Genomic DNA, 24,009 nt, shown 5'->3' on the forward strand with positions numbered 1-24,009 from the left:
CCGCGATCGCGGCGCCGGTCCCCAGGTCCGCGCAGCGGGCCACCGGTGACCCGCCGCCCGGCCTAGCGTCGGCGCGTGACCTCGACCCCCTGGCTGTCCCGCCCCGACCCGCCCCACGCGGGCGCCCCGGTCCCGCGCAGCACCTGGCGCCGGCGCTCGCGGGCCGCGCTGCACCGGTCCCGGTTCCTCGTCGCCGCCGCGGCCGCGGGCCTCGCCACGGCGATCGTCGTGCACGCGCTCGCCCCTCCCCCGCCCCGGACCGCGCCCGTCGCGGTGGCGCGGCACGAGATCGCGGCGGGCGCCGCCGTCGGGCCCGACGACGTGAGGGTCGCCCGCTATCCCCTCGCCCTGGTTCCCGCCGGCGCCGTCGACGCGGCCGAGGCGCTCGCCGACGCGCGTGCCGCCGTGCCGATCGGCGAGGGTGAGCCGCTGCTGCCGTCCGTCACCACGAGCGGCGGCGCGGCGGCGTCGGGCCCGCCGGGGACCGTCGTCGTCCCGGTCCGGCTCGCCGACCCGGAGGTCGCCGCCGTCCTCGCACCCGGGGACCGGGTGGACCTGGTCGACGTGGCGCCCGACGACGGCGAGGGCAGCGAGGGCACGGCGCCCGGCGACAGCACAGAGCACACCAAGGAGACGGAGGATGCCGACGACGCCGAGCCTCCGTCCGACCCGACCAGGCCCCAGACGCTCACCCAGGGCGCCGTCGTCGTCCCGGGAGGCGCCGAGCCCCCGGGGGACGACGGGGTCCTCGGCACGGGCGCGGCCTCGGCCCCGACGCTCGTCCTCCTCGCCGTCTCCGCGGAGGACGCCCCGGGGGTCGCGCGGGCGGCGTCGGCGTCCCGGATCGCCGCGATCCTCGTGCCATGACACCCTCGTGGGCGATCCCGTCGCCCCGTCCCCAGGAGGATGTCCATGGCCAGCAGCGTCGTCACCGGATTCAAGGAGTTCGTCCTTCGCGGCAACGCCGTCGACCTCGCGGTCGGCGTCGTCATCGGCGCCGCGTTCACCGCGATCGTCAACGCGATCGTCGACGGGCTCATCAGTCCGCTGATCGCGGCCATCTTCGGCAAGCCCGACCTCACCGGCCTGTGGAACATCACGCTGCGCCGGTTCGACGACGGCAGCGTCGCCCAGGTCAGCGTCGGCCTCATCCTCAACGCGATCCTGCAGTTCCTGCTCGTCGCCGCGGCGGTCTACTTCGTGATCATCGTGCCGATGAACTCGCTCGCCGCGCGCCGCAAGAAGAGCACGGTCGTCGAGGAGGAGCCCAAGTCGTTCTCCGACGAGGTGCTCGCCCTGCACGAGATCCGCGACCTCATCGCCGCGGGCGCGGTCGCCGCGGACGGCCCCGCCGGCGGAGCCGGCCCCGGCTCCGGCTCCGGCTCCGGCGAGGGCGGCGGCGTCGGGCGCCACGCCGAGAACGGCTGAGCGGGCACCCTCAGCCGGCCGTCACCAGTGTGGCGGGACGTCGCGGCGGAGCCGGTCGTCGTTCGCGTCGTCCGACGACGACGTCGAGCCCTCGCCCCAGCCGGCGGCGGTCTCCTCCTCGCTCGGGCCGGGGGCGTCCGAGGTCTCGGACCCCTGCCGGACGACGCGCCGGTGGCGGCGCCGGCGCGGAACCGGTGAGGGGTCGCGGGGCTCCGCCCCGGTCACGACTCGTCCGCGGGAGGGTCGCCTGCGGGCGACGCGCCTGCGGGCGACGCTCCCGCGGGAGCGTCCTGCGGGAGCTCGGCCCGGGCGGGCTCCGGCTGCTCGGTCTCGGCATTCGCCGCCTCGGCACCCGCGCCCTCGACACTCTCGACCTCGGCACTCTCGGCCTCGGTATCCGCGGGCGACGGCGGCTCGACGAGCGCGGCGTCGTCGTCGGCCTCTGCGGCGTCCACGACGACGGGCGCGACGGCGACCGCCCCGGTGACGGACTGCCCGCGCGGCAGGCGCGCGTCGCGGGCCTGCTGGACGATGCGCCGGATCCGCTCGGCCTCCTTGACCGGGTCGAGGAACGCGGCGGCGGACCACACCTGGACGACCGTCCAGCCGAGCCGTTCGAGGCGCTCGGCGCGCTGGCGGTCGCGCACCCGCACGCTGGGCTCCGCGACGTAGCGCGCGTCGTCGGTCAGCACCGCGACGAGCAGCTCTCCGGGCAGGTCCGGGTGCCCGACGACCAGCGGGATGCGCTCGCTGTCGGCGGTCCCGTAGTCGGTCTCGACCACCAGGCCCGAGCGCCAGAGCCGCTCGGCGAGGTCGACGACCAGGCGGTCCGGACCGCTGTCCACCCCGTTGCCGAGCACCACCTGGTCGGCCGCCCCGGAGCGCTCGGCCACCGCCGTCAGCAGCTCGCGCAGGAGCTTCGAGCCCGCTCCCCGCAGGCGTTCGGGATCGAGGTCGGAGCTCTCGAAGCACGCGACCACGCGCAGCCGGTGGCGCGCCGCGGCCAGCGCGCCGAGCAGGAGCCGGTCGCCGCCCTCGACGTTGAGCACGTCGAACCGGTGCAGCACCCGCCCGTGCGGCGTGCGCCCGATGCCGAGCGAGAGCACCACGGTGTCGCGCTCGAGCGCGGAGGTCTCCCCCAGCCCGGCCACGACCACGGGCTCGCGCCGGGAGCCCGAGAAGAACGGGGCGAGCGCAGGGTTGGCCCGGACCTCGGCGAGCAGCGCCTCGCGGATGCGCTCGGCGTGCACGGCGGTGACCGCGACGATCCCGAAGGACTCCTCGGGGCGGGTCAGCGCGTGCTCGATGGCGATCTCCACGACGCGCTCGACCTCGGCCTGCGTGCTCTCCACGACGCCCGAGACCGGGTCGGGCATGCCGCGCCCGTCGACGAGGTCGAGGACGACGAGCGGCTCCGCGCGCGGCAGGGGCGCCGCCCGCAGGACGCCGTCGTACCCGTGCTCGACGAGGAACCGGGTCAGACCCGGGTCGCGGGGCAGCGGCGCCGGCTCCAGCGCGGCGCGGGCCAGCACGTCGCTCAGCTCCGCGACGGCCGAGCCGGTGGCGGTGCGGGGGTCGGCCAGGACCACGACCTGGCGGCCGCGCGCGATCGCGGCGACCAGCACCTCGATGGGCGTGTGCTGGACGGAGTCGAGGACCACGAGGTCGACCGTGCGGCTGCTCGGCACGAGGTGGGGCACGAGAGTCGGCGTCGCCACGACCACCGGGCGCAGGCGCCGGGCCAGCGCGGGGAAGCGCTCGGTCGTGTCCCGCACGCTGGAGAGGCGCCCACCGATGAGCTCGGTGAACAGGCGCTCGGCGTCCTCCCGGTGCTCGCGCATCACGTCACCGAGCTGTTCGCGGACGGCCGCTCGCACCGGGCCGGCGAGCGCCCGCACGTGGCGGCGGTCCAGCTCGCGGAAGCGCGCCGCGAGCGCGTCGAGGCCCGCGCTGTCCTGGCCCGCGAGAGCCGCGTCCTGCGCGAGGAGCTGCTCGAACACCGAACCCCACCAGGCGAGCTCGAGCTCCGCGCCGACGAGGTCCTGCGGCACCCGCCGGAAGGCGAGGTCGTCGACCAGGTCGCCGAGACCGGCGTCCCGCACCCCGCGCAGCACCGCGGTGCGCCGCGGCAGCGTCTCGAGGGCCTCGGGGTCCGCGGCGAGCGCCTCGAGCCGGGCCGCGAGCCGTTCGAAGGTCAGCTCGCCGAGCGCGGCCCCCGCCGTCGTCCCCGCGAGCACCGGGACGAGGTCCTCGAGGTCGATCCGCACGGCCTCCAGGGTCTCCTCGATGGCCGCGAGGCCGGAGGGCAGGACGGGCCAGCCGCCGCGCGGGCAGTGCTTCTGCCAGACCGCGCGCTGCTCGGCGACGCCGATCAGCGCCTCGTGCATGTCGGGAACCCGCACGCCGGGGCGCACCATGTCCTTGGCCTGCTTGCGCAGGCGCCGGCGCTGGGACCAGCGCATCTCGACGCCGTGGTCGGCACGCCACTGGCGGGTGGCGGTGGCGTTGACGAGGTCGGTGGCGGCCCGCTCGAAGACCTCCGGGAGGAAGACGTCGAGCGTGCCGCGCATGCCGCCGAGCATCGTCAGCTGGCTGCTCCACTCGGCCACGGTGCGGGCGGGTTCCAGGCCTGTCGTCGTCGCGACGTGGGCGACCTGCTGGCGGACCCGCGGGAGGGTCTGGCCCACCAGCCGCCGCACGCGGAGCATCGCCGCCCGCGCGGCGGCGTCGGTGACGATGTCGGCGCCGGCCCACGGCGTGCGGCGGGCGCGGTCCGTGAAGGCGCCCAGCTCCGCGAGCTCCTCGAGGTCGCCCCGCAGCTCGGCGCGCCGCTCCGCGCGCAGCGCCAGCACGACCGCCGGGGGCAGCCGCACCGCCGTCGACGGCGTCGGCCGCGACGAGCTGAGTCGCGCGAGGGCCTGCAGCGCGTCGTAGGCCGACACGTGCCAGGGGTCGCGGACCAGGTGCAGGGCGTCGATGTACCCGGCGAGCCGGCTGCGTGCGCCGACGAGGGCGTCGGCCTCCTGCTCGCTCTCGGGCGTGGGGCCCGGCTCCGGCTCCCGGGCCATCGCGCCCAGCAGGCGGTCGGCGACGTCGCCGCGCCACGTCGGGGTCGCGGGGACGTCGAGCACCAGGTCCTCGAGGCCGAGCGAGGTCAGCCGGTCGATCATCGCGTCGGCCGCGCGCCGGTGCCCGGGCACGTAGAGCACGTTGCGGCCGTGGGCCGCCGCGTCGGCCACCAGCGCCGCCACCGTCCCGGGCACGTCCGAGCCCGACGGCGCGTCGACGAACAGGTGACCGCCCGCCGCGACCGTCGCGAGCACGGCGCGCTGCGCCCGGTCGAGGTCGCCGACGCCCCGCTCGTTCGCCGGGTCGCCGTCCGAGACGCTCTGGCCGGGCGCCGGGCGCAGGGTCTCGTTGAGCGCCTCGGCGACGCCCGCGACGGCGCCCACGACCTCGTGGCGCTCGAGCGCGGACCCGATCTCGTCGAGGTCGTCGACCAGCAGCTGCCCGGGATGGACGAACGCGCCCACGAGGATCCGCCCCCCGAGCTCGAAGTCCTCGAGCACGGCCTCACCCAGCGCGCCGAGCCGGGCGAGCGCGTCGCCCGGCTCGAAGCCGGACGGGGAGAACGTGCTGCGCGCGACCGCGACCGGGTCCAGCAGCGCCCCGTGCGAGCGCAGGGTGCGGGCGAGGAGCGGGTTGATCTCCGCCGTCGGCTCGAGCAGCAGCTCGTAGTCCGTCTCGCCGTCACCCAGCGGGGTCACCGTGATGGGGCGCAGGAGCACGGGCGCGTGCACGACGCGCGGGACGAGCGCGTGCTCGCGCTCGGCGTCCTCGGGGTCGGCGTCCGCGCCGTCCGCGCGGTTCTCGGCGGCTCCGGGCGCACCCACCACCTCGAGCGCGGCGGAGCGGTCCGCGCCGTCCTCGTCCGCGGCGTCGTACGGCACGTCGTCCTGCTCGGGACCCTGCACGATGAGTGCCCGCGGGCTCTGGGCCGCCCCGTCGGAGCCGCCGTCCGTGACGCGGGCGAGAGCGACGACGTCGTCCGCCTCGGGCGTCGGGGACCCGGCGGACCAGGTCGCGACGCCGATCGCGAGGTAGGTCGCCGGGACGCCGTACGTCTGGCCGTACTCGGCCGAGCGCGCGGCGACCGCGCGGGCGCGGCGCCGGGCGGCGGGCATGGCGCCGCTCGTCTCGCGGAAGATGTTGGACAGCCGGGTGGGGCGTCCGGCGAAGAGCTGGGCGAGGCCGGAGGGGTGCGCGCCGCTGAGGTCGAGGACGGCGTCGCCGAGCAGGCCGACGTCGGCCAGGGAGGACCCTCCGGCGAGGTCCACGAGGGAGGCCCGCCAGCCGGCGACGGCGCCGCGGACCAGCTCCGAGGAGTCCGGGTCGGGGACGAGGGCCGGGCGCGCGGGGTGCTCGTCGCTCGTGCGGGAGGCGTCGGACCCGCCCGTCGCGCGGGCGAGCTCGGCCAGAGTCTTAGCGCCGTACGTCGGCCGGGCAGCAGTCACGCTGAAACGCTAACGGTCGCTCCCGGGGAGCCCGACGCGGCACGCCGGGTGGGCCGTCACCCGTCGCCACCGGGCTGCGGAGGTCCCGCGGGGCGAGGCCTCACCGCGGACATGAAAGACGGCACGTACCGCGCAGGGGGCAGGCGGTACGTGCCGTCAGGAGCAATGCTCGCAGGTCTGCGCGGCACACGTCAAATGTTCAACCGAACGCATTCTCGTGACACCACGATCCGCGGGATCCTGCGGCTCCGAGAGGGTCGATTGATACCAGGACACTCGTCCAGGTCTGGGAATTGCCAATGTCGTCCACGTCACGTGCCGCAGCTCCACCCGAGTTGCGAGCACGGGCCGCGCCAGGCACGCGCGCGAGCCGCGACGGGCGGACGTGGGGCGCTCGTGCGGAGGTCGGAGGTCGGAGGTCGGTGAGCGGCACGCGGCACGCCGCCAGCGACGGACGGTGCGGCGACGGCACCAGCGACGGACGGTGCGCCTGGGCAGATTCGAACTGCCGACACCCGCTTTAGGAGAGCGGTGCTCTATCCCCTGAGCTACAGGCGCGCGATCCCTGCAGGGAGCGCGGGACCCGCGGACGGGTCGGCGCACAGCCTACCGGGTCGCCCGCGCCGAGCCGGCACCCGCTACGCCGCGTCCGGCGCGCTCGTAGCGCACAAAGCGGTAGCGCGTCCCGGTGGACGAGCGCTCCCACTCCCCCGCCGCCGTCGGCTCCCACGCCGCGCCGAGCACGGGCGCGAACGCGTCGCCCTCGACCTGCAGGTCGATCTCCGTCACCTCGCACACGTCGGCCCGCTCGAGCGCCGCCACGTAGACCTGCTCGCCGCCAACGACCCAGACCTCCGGCACCGGCGCGCCGTCGGGCCCGCGGCCCGCCGTCGCCAGGGCGTCGTCCAGGCTCGCGGCGACCGCGACCGCGGGGGCGCCGTCGGGCAGCCCGGGACGCCAGCCCGGCCGGCGGCTGACGACGACGTTGCGCCGCCCCGGCAGCGGCCGGAACCGCGGCGGCAGCGAGTCCCAGGTGCGGCGACCCATGACCACGGGCCGCCCGCGGGTCACGTCGCGAAAGTGCGCCATGTCCTCGGGCACGTGCCACGGCAGCGTGTCCCCGGCACCGATGACCGGACGCCCGGCGGCGTCGTGCGCCTGCGCCCAGACCATCCCGACCCGCGCTCCCGGCCCGACCATCAGACGGCGACCGGGGCCTTGATGCCCGGGTGGTGCTGGTAGCCGACCACCTCGACGTCGTCCATCGTGTAGTCGAAGATCGAGTCCCGCGGCGCGAGCCGGAGCGTCGGGTACGGGAACGGCTCGCGGGCGAGCTGACGCTCGACCTGCGCGACGTGGTTGTCGTAGACGTGCACGTCGCCGCCCGTCCACACGAAGTCGCCGACCTCGAGGCCGCACTGCGCCGCGACCATGTGCGTCAGGAGAGCGTAGGAGGCGATGTTGAACGGGACGCCGAGGAACATGTCGGCGCTGCGCTGGTAGAGCTGGCAGCTCAGCCGGCCGTCGGCCACGTAGAACTGGAAGAACGCGTGGCACGGCGGCAGCGCCATGTTCTCGAGCTCCGCCACGTTCCACGCCGAGACGACGTGCCGGCGCGAGTCCGGGTTGCCGCGGATCTGGTCGATCACCTGGGCGATCTGGTCCACGTGCCGCCCGTCCGGCGTCGGCCACGAGCGCCACTGGACGCCGTAGACCGGGCCGAGCTCGCCGGCGTCGTCCGCCCACTCGTCCCAGATCGTCACGCCCTGCTCGCGCAGCCAGGCGACGTTCGACTCGCCGCGCAGGAACCACAGCAGCTCGCCGACGACGGAGCGCAGGTGCACGCGCTTCGTCGTGACCAGCGGGAAGCCCTGCGCGAGGTCGTAGCGGATCTGACGGCCGAACACGCTGCGGGTGCCGGTGCCGGTGCGGTCGCCCTTGGGCGTCCCGTGCGCCATCACCTCCCGCAGCAGGTCCTCGTACGGGGTCGCGACGGCGGGGGTCTCGGGCACGGTGCGAGTCTACGAGGCCGCCCCGGGGGGTGGAAGGATGGTCGCCATGAGCACCGCACCCGTCGGCCTGCCCGACGACATCGCCCCCTCCTCCCCCTCGCCCACCGACGCCCTGTGGGTCGAGCGCACCGGGACCCGGACCTACCGCGGGTTCTCGGCGCGCGGGGCGAGCATCGACATCGGCCCCGCGAGCGAGGGCGCGGTGTTCACGCCGGGCGAGCTGCTGAAGATCGCGCTGGCCGCGTGCGCCGGGATGTCCAGCGACGTCACCTTCGCCCGCCGGCTCGGGGACGACTACCGGGTGACCATCCACGTCGACGGCACCAAGGACCTCACCGAGGACCGCTACCCCACGCTCTCCGAGCGGTTCGACGTCGACCTCTCCTCGCTGGACGACGCCGCGCGCGAGCGACTGCTCACCGTCGCCGAGCGAGCGATCGCCAAGACGTGCACGGTGGGGAACACGCTCAAGGCGGGCGCCTCGGTCGACCTCTCGTTCGGCGAGGCCGAGGCCCCGGGCTCCGAGGAGAGCTGAGCGACCGACCCACCCGAGGAGTGCCCGTGCGCCGCAGGTCCCGCGACGTCGTCCGACGCGAACGCCCACCGGAGCCGTCGCGCGGCGACCCGGCGAGGGAGGAGGTCGGGCCGGCGCCCGACGACGACGGCCTGCGGCCGACGCTCCTCGACATGGCGCTCGCCCGGGCGGTGACGATCCCGTCCGCGGCGATCCACCGGCACGTCGACCAGGTCCGCCGGCGCAACCCCGAGGCCTCCCCCGCCCGCATCGTCGCGCTGCTCGAGCGCGAGTACCTCACGGTCGTCGCGGCGACGGGCGGCGCCGTCGGCGTCGCCGCGGCGATCCCCGCCGTCGGGACCGGGGCCGGGCTGCTGCTCACGGGCAGCGACGTCGCGACGTTCTTCGGGGCGTCCGCCGCGTTCGCGCTCGCCGTCGCCGACGTGCACGGCATCGCGGTGGACGACGCCGAGCGTCGGCGAGTCCTGCTCCTCGTCTCCGTGCTCGGCGAGCGCTCCGCGAAGGACGTCGAGCGCGCGGCCGGCGGCTCGCCCGTCGCGTGGGGCAAGGTGCTGATGACGAGCATGCCGCGCGGGACGCTGCGCAAGGTCGACCGGGCGCTGAAGAGCCGGTTCCTGCGCACGCAGCTCGCGAAGCAGAGCGGGCTCGCGCTCGGGCGGGTCGTGCCCTTCGGGGTCGGGGCCGTCGTGGGCGTGCTGGGCGGCCGGGCCCTCGGCCGCGGCGTGGTGCACCAGACGCGGCGCGCGTTCGGGGCGCCGCCGGAGCGGTTCGCGCGCGTCGTCGAGATCAAGGGCGGGGCGGACGACGCCGCCCTGCCCTCCGCCCCGCCGCCGGGGATCGAGCCGGGCGGGCGCGGCGCGGCCGGCACTCCCGAGGCACCGCTGCGGTGGGAGCCGCCGCGATGAGCGGGCCGGACGGACCCGCCCGGGGTGCGGTCCGCGAGTCGCGCACCCTTGCGGTCCCTGCGACGACGGCGTTCGCATGGGTCGGGGACTGGCGCACCCACCCGCGCTGGATCCCGCTCACGCGCGCCGAGTCGGTGCCGCGCCCGGGCAGCCTCGGGGACGACGGCGCGCCGGAGCGGTGGACCGCCCGCCGGCCCGCGCCGGGGTGGACCGGACCCGCGTCCCGGCCGGTCGGCGAGCCGTTCACGATGGTCTCCGGCCCCGGCGCCGGGGCCGGGCTGCCCGGCGTCGTCGACCGCATGGTGACGGTCGAGGCAGTCGCCCCGGACGAGGGCGCCGACCTCGCGGGGCGAGTGACCGTGACCAAGCTCGGCCCGCTGCTGCTGGGCGAGGCGGGCTTCGAGGTCCGGACCGACGGCGCGGGCTCGCGCGTCGTGTGGTGGGAGGACGTGCACCTCGCGGGTCCGCTCCCGGCCTCGTGGACGCGACCCGTGGTCGGCGTGCTCCTGCGGCTCATGATGCGCGTCTCGCTGGCCCGGCTCGACCGCGTCACCCGCTGACGCACCCGCCCGCACCCGTCCGCACCCGTCCGCCGAGAAGTCGAAAATGGCCCCTGATTCGTCCGAATCAGGGGCCATTTTCGACTTCTCGGCGGACACCGGACCGGGGGTCAGGCCTCCGTCGGGGCGTCCGCGTCCGCGTCGGCGTCCGCGTGCGCGTCGGTCGTCGGGGCCGCCGGCTGCGCCAGCACCAGGTACAGCTCCTGGCGCGTGCGCTCGAGCAGCTCGACCGCGGCCCGGGACTGCGCCTCGCTGCCGTTGCGGGCGATCTGCATCGCCGCGCCACCGACCTCGCGGACCTTCTCCCGCAGAGCGAACCCCGCGCGCCGTCCGGGGCCGCCCATCGGGGTGAACGGGTCCCCGATCTCCTCGGCGCGCTCGGCGACGTGCGCCGTGCCCGCCTCCGTCAGCCGGGCGAGCTTGCGCCCGCCCTCGGCGGTGATCGTGACCAGACCCTCGTCCTCCAGCAGGCTCAGCGCCGGGTAGACCGCGCCGGCGCTGGGCTGCCAGAGGCCGCCGCTGCGCTCCGCGATCTCCTGGATGATCTGGTAGCCGTGCATGGGCTGCTCGGCCAGCAGGGTCAGGACGGCTCCCCGCACGTCGCCGCGCGGACCCCGCCTCCCGCCCCGGCCGCCGTGTCCGCGCCGCTCGGGACCGCCCTCGGGACCGAAGCCCCCGGGGCCGCCCGGGCCGCCGAACCCTCCGGGACCGAACCCGCGGGGACCGAAGCCCTCCGGTCCGGCCGGGAACTCCCCGCGCCGTGCGCGCCCCTCGGGGGCGCCGTCACGGGCGAAACCGCCCCGACCGAACCCTTCCCGTGCGCCTCGGCCCGGGAAGCCGTTCCTGTCGCGGCCTGCGCCGCGTGCGTCGTCGTACCTCATGTCGTTCTCCGTCCGTCGTGGACACCGCGCATCGTGCACGCTGTCGATACAGCAACGATATATCGAAAGAATGACTCTGACAACCCCGCGTACTGCGCCGGCCGACCGCGCCGACTAACGTCTCCAGCCGGGCGTGAACACCAACCTCGGGAAGAGACCACCATGACGACGTTCGTGCTGATCCCCGGTGCCGGCGGTGCCGGCGACGTCTACTGGCGCGAGGTCGTCGCTGAGCTGGAGGCGCGCGGACACACGGCGATCCCGGTCGAGATCCAGGGGGACGACCCTCGGCTGGGCCTGCCCGAGTACGCCGCCACCGTCGACGACGCGATCGGGGAGCACCGCGACGTCGTCCTGGTCGCGCAGTCGATGGGCGCCTTCACGGCGCCGATGATCGGCAGGCTCGACGCGGTCTCGCGCATCGTGCTCCTCAACGCGATGATCCCCGTGCCCGGCGAGACCCCGGGCGAGTGGTGGCAGGCCACCGGCTGGGAGGCGGCTCGGCACGAGGCGAACGTGCGGGCCGGCAGATCCGACGACCTCGACGCCGAGGAGGTCTTCCTGCACGACGTCCCCGAGGACGTGAAGGCGGACATGGCCGAGGGCGACCGAGGGCCGGCCGAGACACCCTTCGGGCAACCGTGCACCTTCGACACCTGGCCTCAGGTGCCGCTGCACGTGCTGGTGGGCGCCGACGATCGAATGTTCCCGGCCGGCTTCCAGGTGTGCGTCGCCCGCGAGCGGCTCGGGATCGACCCTGAGCTCGTCGCCGGTGGCCATCTGCTCGCCAAGAGCCGGCCGGTCGAGGTGGCTGAGCGGCTCGTCTCGTACGCCGGCATCGTTCGAGAATCCTCTGGGCGATGACGCTTCGGCGTCCCTAGACTGGGGGCCGTGACCTCCCTCGCCCTGACGTCCGACGCGCCCACCACCCTCGCCGAGCAGCAGCAGGCCTACGCCGAGCTCCGCGCCCGCGGCCTGTCCCTCGACCTCACGCGCGGCAAGCCCTCCGCGGAGCAGCTCGACCTCTCCGACGCGCTGCTCGCGCTGCCGGGGACGGGGACGGTCACGAGCGAGTCGGGCGCGGACATCCGCAACTACGGGGGCCTCGACGGCCTCGTCGAGCTGCGGCGCATCTTCGCCGAGCTGCTCGGCGTCCCGGTCGACCAGCTGCTCGCCGGCGGCAACGCCTCCCTCAGCCTGATGCACGACACGGTCGCGTTCGCGATGCTGTTCGGCCTGCCGGGCTCGCCGCGCCCGTGGGTGCGTGAGGAGCGCGTGCGCTTCGTCTGCCCCGTGCCCGGGTACGACCGGCACTTCAGCGTGTGCGAGGCGTTCGGCATCGAGATGGTCACCGTCCCGATGACGACGGACGGGCCGGACGCCGACGCGGTCGCGGCGCTCGTCGCCGAGGACCCGACGATCAAGGGCCTGTGGGTCGTGCCCACCTACGCGAACCCGGACGGATCCGTCGTCTCCGAGGAGGTCGCGCGCCGCCTGGTCTCGATGCCGGCAGCCGCTCCGGACTTCCGCATCTTCTGGGACAACGCCTACGCCCTGCACCACCTGACGGACCACGAGGTCGTGAGCGCCGACGCCGTCGGGCTCGCGGCGCAGGCCGGCAACCCCGACCGCGTGGTCATGTTCGCCTCGACCTCGAAGATCACCTTCGCCGGGGCGGGCGTGGGCTTCCTCGCCTCTTCCCCGGCGAACCTCGCCTGGTACAAGACGCACCTCGCCGCGCAGTCGATCGGCCCCGACAAGATCAACCAGCTCCGGCACGCCCAGCTCTTCGGCGACGCCGAGGGGGTGCGCCGGCACATGCGCCGCCACCGCGCGATCATCGGCCCCAAGTTCGAGGCCGTCACCCGCATCCTGCACGAGCGGCTCGACGGGCACGGCGTCGCGCGGTGGACCGAGCCGAAGGGCGGCTACTTCGTCAACCTCGACGTCGTGCCCGGGACGGCGTCGCGCGTGGTCCGCCTCGCGAAGGACGCCGGCATCGCCCTGACCCCCGCCGGGGCGACGTTCCCCTACGGCAAGGACCCTGACGACGCGAACATCCGCCTCGCCCCGACCATGCCGCCCCTCGACGAGGTCGAGGTCGCGATGGACGGCGTCGCGACGTGCGTGCTGCTCGCCGCCGCCGAGGCGGCCACCGGCGCTCAGCCCGCCTGACCTGCCCGACGGCGCCGCCCCGCCTCAGGCGCGGTACGTCCAGCGTCCGCCGACCATCGTCGCCCACACCGGCATGTCGCGCAGCGGCTCGCCCGGCGCGAACGGGTCGCGCTCGACGACGACGAGGTCCGCCACGTCCCCCGTGCGGACCTCGTCGCGCCCCCGCGCGTGCGCCGCGAGCGCGGTGCGTACGTCGACCCGCTCCTGCGGGTGCCACGGCTCGCGACCGTCCCGCGTGCGGTGCACCGCGGCCGCCAGCGCCGTCCACGGGTCGAGCGTCGCCACGGGGGCGTCCGACCCGAACCGCACCGTGGCCCCCGCCGCGACGAGCGACGCCAGGGGGAACGGGAGCGCCGTCGTCGTCGCCCAGTAGCGGTCGACGACGTCGCGGTCGTCCATCGAGTGCTCCGGCTGGATGCTCGCCACCACCCCCAGCGCCGCGAACCGCGGCAGGTCCTCGGCCGCCACGAGCTGGGCGTGCTCCATGCGCCCGTTCCCGCCGAGCTCCTCGTACGTGTCGAGGACCAGGCGCACGGCGGCGTCGCCGATGGCGTGCACGGTGGTCTCGATCCCGGCCGACCGGGCACGGTCGAGCAGCCGCCGCAGCTCGCCGGGCTCGACGTCCAGCGCCCCCCGGTGCGGGTCGTCGCCCTCGGCCGACGCGCCGCCGGGATCCGCGTACGGGGTGCAGCAGAACGCGGTCCGGGTGTTGAGCGAACCGTCCGACATGACCTTGAGCGACCCGACGCGGACCAGCCCGCCCGTGCCCTCGACCCCGTCGCCCGAGCGCCGCCCGGCCGCGACCCACTCCTCGAGCCGGTCGGCGTACACCCCCGCCTCGACCCGCAGCGACGTCGCCCCCGCCGCGACGCGGCGGCGCCAGGCCGCGAGGTTGTCCGCCATCTCGAGGTCGACGATCCCGACGACGCCGCGTGACGCGGCGTGCGCGGCGGCCACCACGACGAGGCCGTCCAGGTCCGCCTCGGCCTGCCGGTCCAGCCGCCGCGAGAGCGCGAACCAGTCCTCCTCGCTGAGGATCCCGCTCGGGCCGACCCGCGCGTCGAGGGCCCGCGCGCCGGCCGAGCCGACCCAGCCGCAGTGCCCGTCCCCGCTCGCCAGCACCACGGGGACGTCGCCCGCGACCGCGTCGAGCCCCGCCAGGCTCGGGGCGTCGGGCCACAGCGCATCGCGGAACCCGAAGCCCACGACGACGTCCGCGACCCCGCGCGGGTGCGCCCCGGCGTCGGGCAGGACGGCGAGGTGGTCCGCGACGACCTGCAGCGCCTCGGCCGCGCTGCGCGTCGCCGAGAGGTCGACGCGGGCCTGCGCGAGCGACCACTGGAGCATGTGCACGTGCTCGTCCCACAGCCCCGGGACCACCCAGCGGCCCTCGAGGTCCACCACGACCGGGCCCGCGGCGGGCGCCGGGCGCCGGCCCGGATCGGCGGCGGGGGCGGCGACGGCGGCGGCGGCGGCCCGGACGGTGACCGTCCCGGCGTCGTCCACGAGGACGTCGAAGCGCCCGTCCCGGCCGGGGACCCGGGCGTCGCGCAGGAGGGTGACGGTCGTGGGCATGCAGGCTCCTCGGGGTCGGGTGCGGGCAGCGTACGCCCGACGGGGTGGCGCCCCGCCCGTCCCCGGGGAACGATGGACGGCACGACAGCGGGGGCCCGGACCAGGAGGACGGACTGTGAGCGAGCTCGCCGTCGAGGCCGAGGGCCTCGTCAAGCACTTCACGAGCCGCGGCGGCGTGACGCGCGCCGTCGACGGGATCGACCTCGCGGTGCGCCGCGGCACCGTCTACGGCGTCCTCGGGCCCAACGGCGCCGGCAAGACGACCGCGGTCCGGATGCTCGCCACCCTCCTGCGGCCCGACGCCGGGACCGCCCGCGTCCTCGGGCACGACGTGGTGGACGACGCCGACGCCGTGCGCGCCTGCGTGGGCCTGACCGGCCAGTACGCCTCCGTCGACGAGGACCTCACCGGGCTGGAGAACCTCGTCATGCTCGCCCGCCTCTACGGCTTCTCCGGTCCGGCCGCCCGACGACGGTCCACCGGTCTCCTCGGCGCGTTCGGCCTCGGGGACGCGGGCGCGCGCCAGGTCAAGACCTACTCGGGCGGCATGCGCCGGCGCATCGACCTCGCCGCGAGCCTGGTGATGAGCCCCGAGGTCCTGTTCCTCGACGAGCCGACGACGGGCCTCGACCCCCGCTCGCGCAACCAGGTGTGGGACATCGTGCGGGTCCTCGTGCGCGACGGCGCCACGGTGCTGCTCACGACCCAGTACCTCGAGGAGGCGGACCAGCTCGCCGACCGCATCGCCGTCGTCGACCACGGGAAGGTCATCGCCGAGGGCACGGCGAGCGACCTCAAGCGCTCCGTCGGCCAGGGGACGGTCCAGCTGCGGGTGGCCGACGCCGCGCGGCGCGGCGAGGCGGCCGACGTCGTCTCCGGCGCCCTCGCCGCCCCGGCCACGGCCGCCGCCGACCCGTTCGGCCTCAGCGCCCGGGTCCCGGACGACCCCGGCGCCGCGGACCGGGTCGCGCGGATCCTGCCCGCCCTCGCGGAGGCGGGGATCGCCGTCCCCGAGTTCTCGGTGGGGCAGCCGAGCCTGGACGAGGTCTTCCTCACGCTGACCGGGCGGCCCGCGGACGAGGGCGAGGCGGCCTGATGCCGGACACCACCGCCGCCGAGAGCGAGTCGCTCGCGCCGCCGTCGGAGTCCGCGCTGCGCGAGGCGATCGCCCTCGACGCGAGGCCGGCGCGCCCGTCACCCGTCTCGACGACGTTGACCTTCGCCCACCGCGCGCTGCTGAAGATCAAGCACGTGCCCGAGCAGCTCTTCGACGTCACGGTCACGCCCATCATCTTCACGCTGATGTTCACCTACCTCTTCGGCGGGGCGATCGCGGGCAGCACCGCGGAGTACCTGCAGTACCTCCTGCCCGGGATCCTCGTCCAGACGGTGCTGTTCACCACCGTCTACACCGGCTACACGATGAACACGGACATCACCAAGGGCGTGTTCGACCGGTTCCGGTCGCTGCCGATCTGGCGTCCCGCGCCCATCGTCGGCGCCCTGCTCGGGGACACCGTGCGCTACACGATCGCGTCCGTCGTGACCGTCGCGCTCGGCCTCGTGCTCGGCTTCCGGCCCGACGGCGGCGTCCTCGGCGTCGTGCTGGCCGTGGTCCTGCTGCTCGTCTTCGCGTTCGCGCTGAGCTGGATCTTCACGATCCTCGGGCTCGTGCTGCGCTCGCCGAACGCCGTCATGGGCGTCTCGATGCTGGTGCTCATGCCGCTGACGTTCGCGTCGAACATCTTCGTGGACCCCGCCACGATGCCCGGCGTGCTCCAGGGCTGGGTCGACGTCAACCCCGTCTCCCACCTGACCACCGCCGCGCGCGAGCTCATGGCGGGGACGGCCGGGCCCGGAGACGTCGCCTGGGCCCTGATGGCGTCGGTCGTGCTCACCGCGGTGCTGGCGCCGATCACGATGCGGCTCTACCGCGACCGGACCTGAGCGCGCCCGGCCGGGGTCAGCGCTGCGCGGCCTTCTCGTCGAGCGCCTCGACGCACCGCTTCGTCACGACCATCACCGGGCACACGGCGTGCTGCAGCACCGCCTGGCTGGTGGAGCCGAGCAGGAGCCCCGCGAACCCGCCGCGCCCGCGCGAGCCCAGGACGATGAGGTCCGACGCCTCGGAGAACTCCGTGAGCAGCTCGGCGCCGCTGCCGTCCAGGACGATGCGCCGGATCGAGAGGCCGGGGTTCGCCGCCTCGTGACGGTCGACGATGACGTCGAGCCCCGCCGCCATGTCGGCCAGCACCTGCTCGTGGTCGACGGCCGCGGGCAGCCACGCGAGCAGGCCCGCGCCCGTGCCCACCGGCACGCCCGCGACCGCGACGATCTCCGCCTGCCACTCCAGGCCGACCTTCACGGCGAGCTCGAGCGCGCGCTCCGCCCACGGCGACCCGTCGACGCCCACGACGATGCGGCGCAGCGGCTCCACGTCGGGCAGGTCGGCCGGCTCGGTGCCCGCCAGGCTCTTGCCCGCGCCGTCGCGCAGCGGCACGACGATCGTGGGGCAGTAGGCGTGCGCCGGCAGGGCCGACGACGTGGTGCCCAGCAGGCGCTCGGCGAACCCGCCGCCACCGCGGGTGCCGACGACGGCGAGGCCGTGCTCGCGGGACATCTCGACGAGCACGCCCGCGGCGTCCCCGGTGGTCAGCGTCGACTCGGCGTGCACGCCGCGCGCCTCGGCGCGGGCGAGGGCCTCCTCGAGCACGGCGCGTGCGCCGTCCTGGATCACGCTGTCGTCGAGGGCCGCGTAGCCGCCGTCGAGCGACGCGGCGGTGAACGACGGCAGCGAGTACGCGCACACCAGGTGCAGCGTCCAGCCGATGTGCTTGGCGTGCGCCGTCGCCCAGTCGAGCGCGTGGAGGCTGGAGGCCGAGCCGTCCACGCCTACCAGGATGGTCGTCGATCGAGTCATCATGAGCCCCCGTCGTCCCGTCGCACCGTCACGGGGCAAACCTATCCGAGAGCGTCCGGCCCGCGCCACGACGCGCCCCCCGCGCGCGACCGGCCCAGGCACGACGAGCCCGGGCACGACGAAGCCCCGGCCCCCGCCGTGGCGGGAACCGGGGCCTCGTGACGCCTGGTGGTCAGCCGACCCGGATGAAGACCGGGTTGGACTGCCAGATGTTGCGGAACTGGATCGTCTTGCCCGGGCGGGGCGCGTCGATCTGCGTGTTGCCGCCCGCGTAGATCGCGATGTGGCCCGGCGAGGAGATCAGGTCGCCCGGCTGCGCCTGCGAGCGCGGCACGACCGTGCCGACGCCCGCCTGGGCACCAGAGGTGCGCGGCAGGCTGATGCCGGCCTGCGCGAAGACGTACTGCGTGAAGCCGGAGCAGTCGAAGCCCGAGGGGCTCGTGCCGCCGTACACGTAGGGGACGCCGACGTAACGGCTGGCGATCGAGATGATCGAGCTGTTCGCCGCGGCCGCGGGGGCGGCGGAGGACTGCTCGGAGGAGCTGGAGTCGGAGTCCGAGCTGCTGGACGAGGAGTCCGAGCTCGAGTCGTCGTCGGAGTCCGACGCGGAGTACGAGTCGTCGGAGCTCTGCTCGTCCGAGCTCTGGTCGTCGGCGACCTCGGTGCGGTCGTTGTCGCGGCTGACCGTCTCGACGCGCGGGGCGGGCTCCGGCTCGGGCTCCGGTGCGGGGGTGACGGCGATCTTGGCGACGTCGACGTCCCACTTGGCCTTCGCGTCGACCTTGACGGCCGGCGCGGCCTCGAGGGCGGCACGGGCCTGGGCCGTCAGCGTCGACGTGTCGACCGTGCTGAGCTTGCCGGAGTCGTGGTCGACGGGGGCCGCGGTCGCGGCACCGGTGCCGATCATCGAGACCAGGAGGCCCGAGGAGGCGGCGACGACGGCGGTGCGTCGCGCGACCGTGCTCGTGACGGGGCGTGCGGACTGGGCGAACGCCGCCATCGGGCGGCGGGCAGCGCGATGGCGCGCGGTGGTGCTGACGGACACTCTGTGGCCTCTCCGTGATGCCTGCGAAGTGAGCTGTCGGGTTCGGGTGGAGAATTACCCGGCCTTCGGGACCGTGGTCCGTCCGGCTTCACCCCAAGGACATCTCTCGATGCCCACGTAACTGGGTCCCCCGCCCCTGTCGTCGGGTGGTCGTGAGACCCGGGCGGCGACAGGGTTAGGCAGTCCGTCCGGGTGCCTCTCGGTGCGGGTGCTCCTAGCGGCAGGCACGAACGTACCCGAACGGTCCGCGAAAGTCACGTTCCGATCACGGGACCGGTGGAGCGCTCCCACGGATGTGACGAAGCCCACTCGCGAAGCGGGCTCGGGGCTCAGGCGGGGACGCCGTCGGCGACGGTCACGAACAGGTGCCGCGCGACGTCGTCGGGCAGGACGAGCGGCTCCGCCGCGCCGGGCAGGGCGACGGCGAGGCTCTCCCCCGCGCGCTCCACGACGATGCGGTTCGCCGGCGCGATCCCGGCCGCCGCGAGGCGCGCCAGCAGGTCGACGTCCGTCTGCAGCGGCTCGGCGATGCGCGTGACGGTGACGTGCAGCGGCTCGCCCGCCGCGCCGTTCGCGTCGACGTACGCCGGCAGCGACACCACGCCGTCGAGGAACGGGACGTCCTGGAGGTCCTCGCCGAGCTCCGCGAGCCCCGGGATCGGGTTGCCGTACGGGTCGTGCTGCGGGTGGTCCAGGAGCCCGATGAGGCGTCGCTCGACGAGCTCGCTCATCACGTGCTCCCACCGGCAGGCCTCGACGTGGACGTACTCCCAGTCGAGCTTGATGACGTCCGTGAGCAGCCGCTCCGCGAGGCGGTGCTTGCGCATCACGCGGCGCGCCTTGGACCAGCCCGCCTCGGTGAGCTCGAGGTGCCGGTCCCCGGTGACGACGACGAGACCGTCCCGCTCCATGCGCGCGACGGTCTGCGAGACCGTCGGCCCGGAGTGGCCGAGACGCTCCGCGATCCGGGCCCGCAGAGGCGTGATGCCCTCCTCGTCGAGCTCGTAGATCGTCTTGAGGTACATCTCGGTCGTGTCGATCAGGTCGGTCACGCGGGCGCTCCTGTCGCATCGTCGAACTCGTGGCCCTGCCGGGCCGTCGACCAGTCTATTGCCCGCCGCCGACGGCCCGCCGCGCGGCCGCTATCGTGGGCGCGTGCCCGAGATCACCATCCCCCAGGACCTGCTGCCGAGCGACGGACGGTTCGGCTCCGGCCCGTCCAAGGTCCGCACGGCCCAGATGGACGCGCTGCACGCCGCGGGCGCCCGGCTCATGGGCACCTCCCACCGCCAGGAGCCGGTGCGCGCCGTCGTCCGCCGGGTCCGCCGCGGGCTCGCCGAGCTGTTCTCCCTGCCCGACGGGTACGAGGTCGCGCTGGGCAACGGCGGGTCGACGACGTTCTGGGACGTCGCGACGCTGTGCCTCGTGCGAGAGAAGGCCCAGCACGCCGCGTTCGGCGAGTTCGGGGCGAAGTTCGCGGCCGCGACCTCCGCCGCGCCGTTCCTGCGCGACTCGCAGGTGATCGCCGCCCCGCCCGGGACCGTCGCCCGCCCCGAGCCCGCGGACGACGTCGACGTCTACGCGTGGCCGCACAACGAGACCTCCACGGGTGCCGCCGCGCCGGTCGTGCGCGTCCCCGGCTCGCGGGAGGCCGGCGCCCTGACCGTCGTGGACGCGACCTCGGGCGCGGGCGGCCTGCCCGTGGACGTCGCCGAGACGGACGTCTACTACTTCGCCCCGCAGAAGAGCTTCGCCTCGGACGGCGGCCTGTGGCTCGCGCTGCTGTCGCCCGACGCCGTGGCCCGCGCGGCGGAGATCGAGGCGGGCGACCGCTGGGTGCCCGAGTCGCTGTCGCTGACCGCGGCGGTCGCCGCCTCGCGCCAGGACCAGACGCTCAACACCCCCGCGATCGCGACGCTGGTGCTGCTCGCCGAGCAGGTGGAGTGGATGCTCGCCCAGGGCGGGCTCGCGTGGACGACGGCCCGGTGCGCGGAGTCCGCCGCGCACCTGTACGGGTGGGCCGGCTCGCGCGCGTGGGCGACGCCGTTCGTCGCCGACCCGGCGGAGCGGTCGGCCGTCGTCGGCACGATCGACCTGGACGACGCGATCGACGCGGCGCGGGTCGTGACCGCCCTGCGCGAGAACGGCGTCGTCGACGTCTTCCCCTACCGCAAGCTGGGGCGCAACCAGCTGCGCATCGCGATGTTCCCCGCCATCGAGCCCGACGACGTCCGCGCGCTCACCGCCTGCGTCGACCACGTCGTCGACCGGCTCGGCTGACCGCCGGCTACGCCGCGGAGCTCGACTGCGTCGCCTCGTCGGCGTCGAGCCGCGCGGCGACCTCCGCGCGGCGGTCCGCCGGGGAGGCGACCACCAGGTGGGGGCGCACCCGCAGCCGGTAGCGCACGTCCACGTGCCAGTGCTTCTTCGCCCACAGGGACGCGACGACCGCCACGAGCAGCGAGGCGAGGCCGCCGATGCCGACCGCCCAGCGCGGGCCGGCGACGTCGGCCACCCAGCCGATGACCGGTGACCCGATCGGGGTCGCGCCCTGCAGGACCATCATGTACAGCGCCATCACCCGGCCGCGGACGGCGGGATCGGTGGAGACCTGGATGGTCGAGTTCGCGGCGGTGAGCATCGTCAGGGACGAGAAGCCGACGAGCACGCTCAGCAGGGCGTAGACGAGGTACGACGGTGCGACGGCCTGGACCAGCATCAGCACGCCGAACGCGGCGGCGGCGCCGAGCACCAGGCGGACCCGCGGCCGCTCGCGCCGCGCGGCGAGCAGCGCGCCGCCGAGCGAGCCGATCGCGAGGACCGACCCGAGCGCGCCGTACCCGCCGGCGTCCTTGCCGAACACCTCGCTGGCCATCAGCGCGGAGGTCAGCTGGAAGTTCAGGCCGAACGTCGACACGACCCCCATGACGACCATGATCACGAGGATGTCCGTGCGCCCCCGCACGTACGCGACGCCCTCGCGCACCGACCCGCGGCCGCGGGCCGAGCTCGGCATCGGGTAGAGCGCGGCGGCGCTCATCGCGGCGAGCGCGGCGATCGTCGCGCCGAACGAGACCGCGTTGATGACGAACACCCAGCCGGTCCCGACCGCCGCGATCAGCACGCCGGCGAGCGCCGGGCCGATCATCCGGGCCGCGTTGAAGGACGCGGAGTTCAGCCCGACGGCGTTCGGCAGGTTGCCGGCGGGCACCATCTCCGCGACGAACGTCTGCCGCACGGGGGCGTCGATCGCCGTGACGCACCCGAGGGCGAAGGCGAAGAGGTAGACCTGCCAGAGCTGGGCGTTCCCCGCCAGGACGATGATCCCGAGGCCGAGGGCGAGCACGCCCTGGGCGCCCTGGGTGATCATCAGCAGCCGACGGCGCGGCACCCGGTCCGCGAGCGACCCGGCCCAGGCGGAGAACAGCAGCACGGGCAGGAACTGCAGCGCGGTGGTGATGCCGACCGCGGCGCCCGAGCCGTTCGACAGGGTAGTCAGCACGAGCCAGTCCTGCGCCACGCGCTGCATCCAGGTGCCGATGTTGGCCACGAGGGCGGCGCCGAACCAGAGCCGGTAGTTGGGGAACCTCAGCGAGGCGAACGTCCGGCTCACGAGCGCGCCACCCGGGTCATCAGCTCGCTCGCCGCGGCCAGCGTGCGGCGCTCGTCCGCGGTGAGCTCGGCCAGCCGCCGGGTGAGCCAGGCGTCGCGGCGCCGGCGCGTCTCGTGCACCTCGCGGCGGCCGGCGTCCGTCAGCTCGACGACGACCTGGCGGCCGTCCGTGGGGTGCTCGATCTTGCTGACGAAGCCGAGGTCGACGAGCGCGTTGACGCTGCGGGTCATCGACGGCGGCCGGATGCACTCGTGCTCGGCGAGGGCGCCCGGGGTCGACGGGCCCTCGCGGAAGAGCAGGGCGAGGACGGTGAACAGGTGGTCGGGCAGCTCGGCCTCGCCGCGCTGGGCCCGCATCCGCCGGGTCAGGCGTGCGGTCGCGATGCGCAGGTCGCTGCCGAGGGCCTCGCGGGCGCGGCCGGCGTGGGGTCCGGCGTGGGGGGCGTCGGTGACAGGGGTCGACTCGGGCATGATGCTTAGCCTAAGTCATTACCTCACGTAACGACCAGTGAGACCGGTCACGCGGGGCGCCGCGCCGCTCCCGGCCGCGAGGTCGATGCAGCGGCGCGAGGTCGACCCCCGCGGCATCGAACTCGCGCGCCCGCATCGACCTCGGCGCTCTCGGCGCACTCGGCGGCGGCGACCGCTCAGGGCACGCGGGCGAGCACGAGCAGGCCGCCGCCCCGGGCGCCGAGCCGGCCCGCGGCGTGCGGCACGAACACCGGCTCGCCCGGGGCCAGCGTCACCCGGTCGCCGTCGGCGTCGAGCTCGACCTCCCCCTCGACGACCACCGCCACCCGCGGCCCGTCGCCGGGCAGCGCCACCCGCTCCGCGCCGGGCCGGCCCACGACGAGGGCGAACTCGCGCACGGGCGCGCGGAGCTCGACGAGGCCGCCGGTGCGGTGCGTCTCGGGCCGCGCGGCCGGTCCCGGCACGAACGTGGCGCACTCGAGCAGCGAGGCGACGTCGACGTGCTTGGAGGTCAGCCCGGCCCGCAGGACGTTGTCCGAGCTCGCCATGATCTCGACCGCGCAGCCCGACAGGTACGCGTGCACGTGCCCGGCGGGCACGAAGAACGACTCCCCCGGCTCGAGGGTGACGCGGTTGAGCATGAGGGACGCGACGACGCCCGGGTCGCCGGGGTGCTGGGCGTCGAGCTGGGCGACCGCCGCGTCGGCGCGGCGCGAGGGCCCGCCCGCGGCCCGCCGCTCGGCGACCGCCGCGACCGTGACTGCCAGGTCCGCCGCGAGCCCCGGCTCGTCGCGCGCGTGCACGGCGAGCGTGAAGGCGTCCCGGACCCCCGCCGACGTCGGCCGCGCCCGCAGCGCCTCGCGCATCCGGCCCACGAGGTCGCCCGGCAGCCCGTCCAGCAGCTGGAGCGTGCGCCGGGGCCGGCGGAAACCGGACAGCCCCTCGAAGCGCGTGAGGGCGACGACCATCTCCGGCTTGTGCTGGTCGTCGCGGAAGCTGCGCTCCGGCGCGCCCGGCGCGACGCCGTCGCGGTTCTCCCGGTTGAACCCGGCCCGCGCGCGGTGCGGCTGCGGGTGCACCTGCAGGGACAGCGCCCGCTCGGCCGCGAGCAGCTTGAGCAGGTACGGCAGGCGCGGGCCGTAGGTCTCCAGCACCCGGCGCCCGACGGCGTCCTGCGCCCGCTCGCGCAGGAGGGCGTCCAGCGGGGCCCCGCCGGCGACGTGCGACGGGTGCTGCGGGTGCGCGCCCATCCACAGCTCCGCCAGCGGCTCGCCGTCGACCGGCAGCCCGAGCAGCTGCTGGAGCGCCGTCGTCGACCCCCAGTCGTAGCGCTGGAGGACGCGGTCGAGCCGGTAGAACGCCGTCATGGGTGCAGG

The 24,009-nt window shown here is 75.4% G+C and carries 22 protein-coding genes, 1 tRNA gene and 1 riboswitch; of the genes, 10 read left to right on the forward strand and 13 right to left on the reverse strand.

Annotation, left to right across the window (positions count from 1 at the left end):
• Positions 1-75: 75 nt before the first annotated feature.
• A complete protein-coding gene (locus EDF32_RS03145) occupies positions 76-867 on the forward strand; it encodes an SAF domain-containing protein (RefSeq protein ID WP_123307049.1) in 792 nt (263 codons plus the stop codon).
• Between the two features lie 45 nt (positions 868-912).
• Positions 913-1,428, forward strand: coding sequence for a large conductance mechanosensitive channel protein MscL (gene mscL, locus EDF32_RS03150; protein WP_123307050.1), 516 nt, complete (start codon positions 913-915; stop codon positions 1,426-1,428).
• Positions 1,429-1,449: 21 nt separating this feature from the next.
• On the opposite strand, the gene EDF32_RS03155 is transcribed toward mscL, so the two are convergent.
• The 5 genes from EDF32_RS03155 to EDF32_RS03175 all read right to left on the reverse strand — a co-directional run bounded on the left by EDF32_RS03155 (position 1,450) and on the right by EDF32_RS03175 (position 7,954).
• Positions 1,450-1,653: a hypothetical protein gene (locus tag EDF32_RS03155; protein WP_123307051.1), complete on the reverse strand. Its 204-nt coding sequence runs from the start codon at positions 1,651-1,653 to the stop codon at positions 1,450-1,452.
• Complete coding sequence (locus EDF32_RS03160) at positions 1,650-5,942, reverse strand: hypothetical protein (protein WP_123307052.1); 4,293 nt, start codon at positions 5,940-5,942, stop codon at positions 1,650-1,652. Before EDF32_RS03160 ends, EDF32_RS03155 begins: the two co-directional genes overlap by 4 nt.
• 485 nt (positions 5,943-6,427) lie before the next feature.
• Positions 6,428-6,500: transfer RNA gene (locus EDF32_RS03165), tRNA-Arg, on the reverse strand.
• 48 nt (positions 6,501-6,548) lie between these two features.
• Positions 6,549-7,142 carry a dihydrofolate reductase gene (locus tag EDF32_RS03170; RefSeq protein WP_123307053.1) on the reverse strand — a complete coding sequence of 198 codons (594 nt, stop codon included), beginning with the start codon at positions 7,140-7,142 and terminating at the stop codon, positions 6,549-6,551.
• Positions 7,142-7,954, reverse strand: coding sequence for a thymidylate synthase (locus tag EDF32_RS03175; RefSeq protein WP_255414239.1), 813 nt, complete (start codon positions 7,952-7,954; stop codon positions 7,142-7,144). The genes EDF32_RS03170 and EDF32_RS03175 overlap by 1 nt, the downstream gene beginning before the upstream one ends.
• A gap of 46 nt (positions 7,955-8,000) precedes the next feature.
• Here EDF32_RS03175 and EDF32_RS03180 point away from each other — a divergent pair, with 46 nt between their 5' ends.
• Genes EDF32_RS03180 through EDF32_RS03185 form a run of 3 tightly spaced genes read left to right on the forward strand, consistent with a single transcriptional unit; the run spans position 8,001 to position 9,954 of the window.
• On the forward strand, positions 8,001-8,489 hold the full coding sequence (locus EDF32_RS03180) for an OsmC family protein (RefSeq protein WP_123307054.1): 489 nt from the start codon (positions 8,001-8,003) through the stop codon (positions 8,487-8,489).
• A 26-nt stretch (positions 8,490-8,515) separates the two neighbouring features.
• On the forward strand, positions 8,516-9,394 hold the full coding sequence (locus EDF32_RS14530; RefSeq protein WP_158614046.1) for a hypothetical protein: 879 nt from the start codon (positions 8,516-8,518) through the stop codon (positions 9,392-9,394).
• Positions 9,391-9,954 (forward strand): hypothetical protein, encoded by a 564-nt coding sequence (locus tag EDF32_RS03185; protein WP_148061556.1) that lies wholly within the window; start codon positions 9,391-9,393, stop codon positions 9,952-9,954. Before EDF32_RS14530 ends, EDF32_RS03185 begins: the two co-directional genes overlap by 4 nt.
• 110 nt (positions 9,955-10,064) lie before the next feature.
• Here the strand turns inward: EDF32_RS03185 and EDF32_RS14830 are convergent, their stop codons facing one another.
• Complete coding sequence (locus EDF32_RS14830; RefSeq protein ID WP_233565655.1) at positions 10,065-10,553, reverse strand: PadR family transcriptional regulator; 489 nt, start codon at positions 10,551-10,553, stop codon at positions 10,065-10,067.
• A gap of 444 nt (positions 10,554-10,997) precedes the next feature.
• Here EDF32_RS14830 and EDF32_RS03195 point away from each other — a divergent pair, with 444 nt between their 5' ends.
• Together EDF32_RS03195 and EDF32_RS03200 are read left to right on the forward strand one after the other, a co-directional pair.
• Positions 10,998-11,699 carry an alpha/beta fold hydrolase gene (locus tag EDF32_RS03195; protein ID WP_123307057.1) on the forward strand — a complete coding sequence of 234 codons (702 nt, stop codon included), beginning with the start codon at positions 10,998-11,000 and terminating at the stop codon, positions 11,697-11,699.
• Between the two features lie 27 nt (positions 11,700-11,726).
• Positions 11,727-13,010, forward strand: coding sequence for an aminotransferase class I/II-fold pyridoxal phosphate-dependent enzyme (locus EDF32_RS03200; protein ID WP_370449899.1), 1,284 nt, complete (start codon positions 11,727-11,729; stop codon positions 13,008-13,010).
• A 24-nt stretch (positions 13,011-13,034) separates the two neighbouring features.
• Here the strand turns inward: EDF32_RS03200 and EDF32_RS03205 are convergent, their stop codons facing one another.
• A complete protein-coding gene (locus EDF32_RS03205; RefSeq protein ID WP_123307059.1) occupies positions 13,035-14,585 on the reverse strand; it encodes an amidohydrolase in 1,551 nt (516 codons plus the stop codon).
• A 115-nt stretch (positions 14,586-14,700) separates the two neighbouring features.
• Here EDF32_RS03205 and EDF32_RS03210 point away from each other — a divergent pair, with 115 nt between their 5' ends.
• Both EDF32_RS03210 and EDF32_RS03215 read left to right on the forward strand, forming a co-directional pair.
• Positions 14,701-15,681, forward strand: a complete 981-nt coding sequence (locus EDF32_RS03210) for an ATP-binding cassette domain-containing protein (RefSeq protein WP_233565656.1) — start codon at positions 14,701-14,703, stop codon at positions 15,679-15,681.
• Positions 15,681-16,532, forward strand: a complete 852-nt coding sequence (locus EDF32_RS03215) for an ABC transporter permease (RefSeq protein WP_123307060.1) — start codon at positions 15,681-15,683, stop codon at positions 16,530-16,532. The genes EDF32_RS03210 and EDF32_RS03215 overlap by 1 nt, the downstream gene beginning before the upstream one ends.
• A 16-nt stretch (positions 16,533-16,548) precedes the next feature.
• On the opposite strand, the gene EDF32_RS03220 is transcribed toward EDF32_RS03215, so the two are convergent.
• The 3 genes from EDF32_RS03220 to EDF32_RS03230 form a co-directional block, all read right to left on the reverse strand.
• Positions 16,549-17,505, reverse strand: coding sequence for a universal stress protein (locus EDF32_RS03220; protein ID WP_123307252.1), 957 nt, complete (start codon positions 17,503-17,505; stop codon positions 16,549-16,551).
• Positions 17,506-17,677: 172 nt separating this feature from the next.
• Positions 17,678-18,550, reverse strand: coding sequence for a C40 family peptidase (locus EDF32_RS03225; RefSeq protein ID WP_233565657.1), 873 nt, complete (start codon positions 18,548-18,550; stop codon positions 17,678-17,680).
• Positions 18,551-18,557: 7 nt separating this feature from the next.
• A riboswitch (cyclic di-AMP (ydaO/yuaA leader) is annotated at positions 18,558-18,732 on the reverse strand.
• Between the two features lie 147 nt (positions 18,733-18,879).
• Positions 18,880-19,602: a metal-dependent transcriptional regulator gene (locus EDF32_RS03230; RefSeq protein ID WP_123307061.1), complete on the reverse strand. Its 723-nt coding sequence runs from the start codon at positions 19,600-19,602 to the stop codon at positions 18,880-18,882.
• 112 nt (positions 19,603-19,714) lie between these two features.
• Here EDF32_RS03230 and serC point away from each other — a divergent pair, with 112 nt between their 5' ends.
• On the forward strand, positions 19,715-20,830 hold the full coding sequence (serC, locus tag EDF32_RS03235; protein WP_123307254.1) for a phosphoserine transaminase: 1,116 nt from the start codon (positions 19,715-19,717) through the stop codon (positions 20,828-20,830).
• A gap of 7 nt (positions 20,831-20,837) precedes the next feature.
• Here the strand turns inward: serC and EDF32_RS03240 are convergent, their stop codons facing one another.
• The 3 genes from EDF32_RS03240 to manA form a co-directional block, all read right to left on the reverse strand.
• Positions 20,838-22,163: an MFS transporter gene (locus tag EDF32_RS03240; RefSeq protein ID WP_123307062.1), complete on the reverse strand. Its 1,326-nt coding sequence runs from the start codon at positions 22,161-22,163 to the stop codon at positions 20,838-20,840.
• The gene (locus EDF32_RS03245) at positions 22,160-22,633 is read right to left on the reverse strand and encodes a MarR family winged helix-turn-helix transcriptional regulator (protein ID WP_123307063.1); all 474 of its coding nucleotides are present in this window, start codon (positions 22,631-22,633) and stop codon (positions 22,160-22,162) included. The genes EDF32_RS03240 and EDF32_RS03245 overlap by 4 nt, the downstream gene beginning before the upstream one ends.
• A 176-nt stretch (positions 22,634-22,809) precedes the next feature.
• Positions 22,810-24,000 (reverse strand): mannose-6-phosphate isomerase, class I, encoded by a 1,191-nt coding sequence (gene manA / locus EDF32_RS03250; RefSeq protein WP_123307064.1) that lies wholly within the window; start codon positions 23,998-24,000, stop codon positions 22,810-22,812.
• Positions 24,001-24,009 lie beyond the last annotated feature (9 nt).

Origin of the sequence: Cellulomonas sp. PhB143 (genome assembly GCF_003752595.1) — a bacterium.
Classification (GTDB): Bacteria; Actinomycetota; Actinomycetes; order Actinomycetales; family Cellulomonadaceae; genus Paraoerskovia.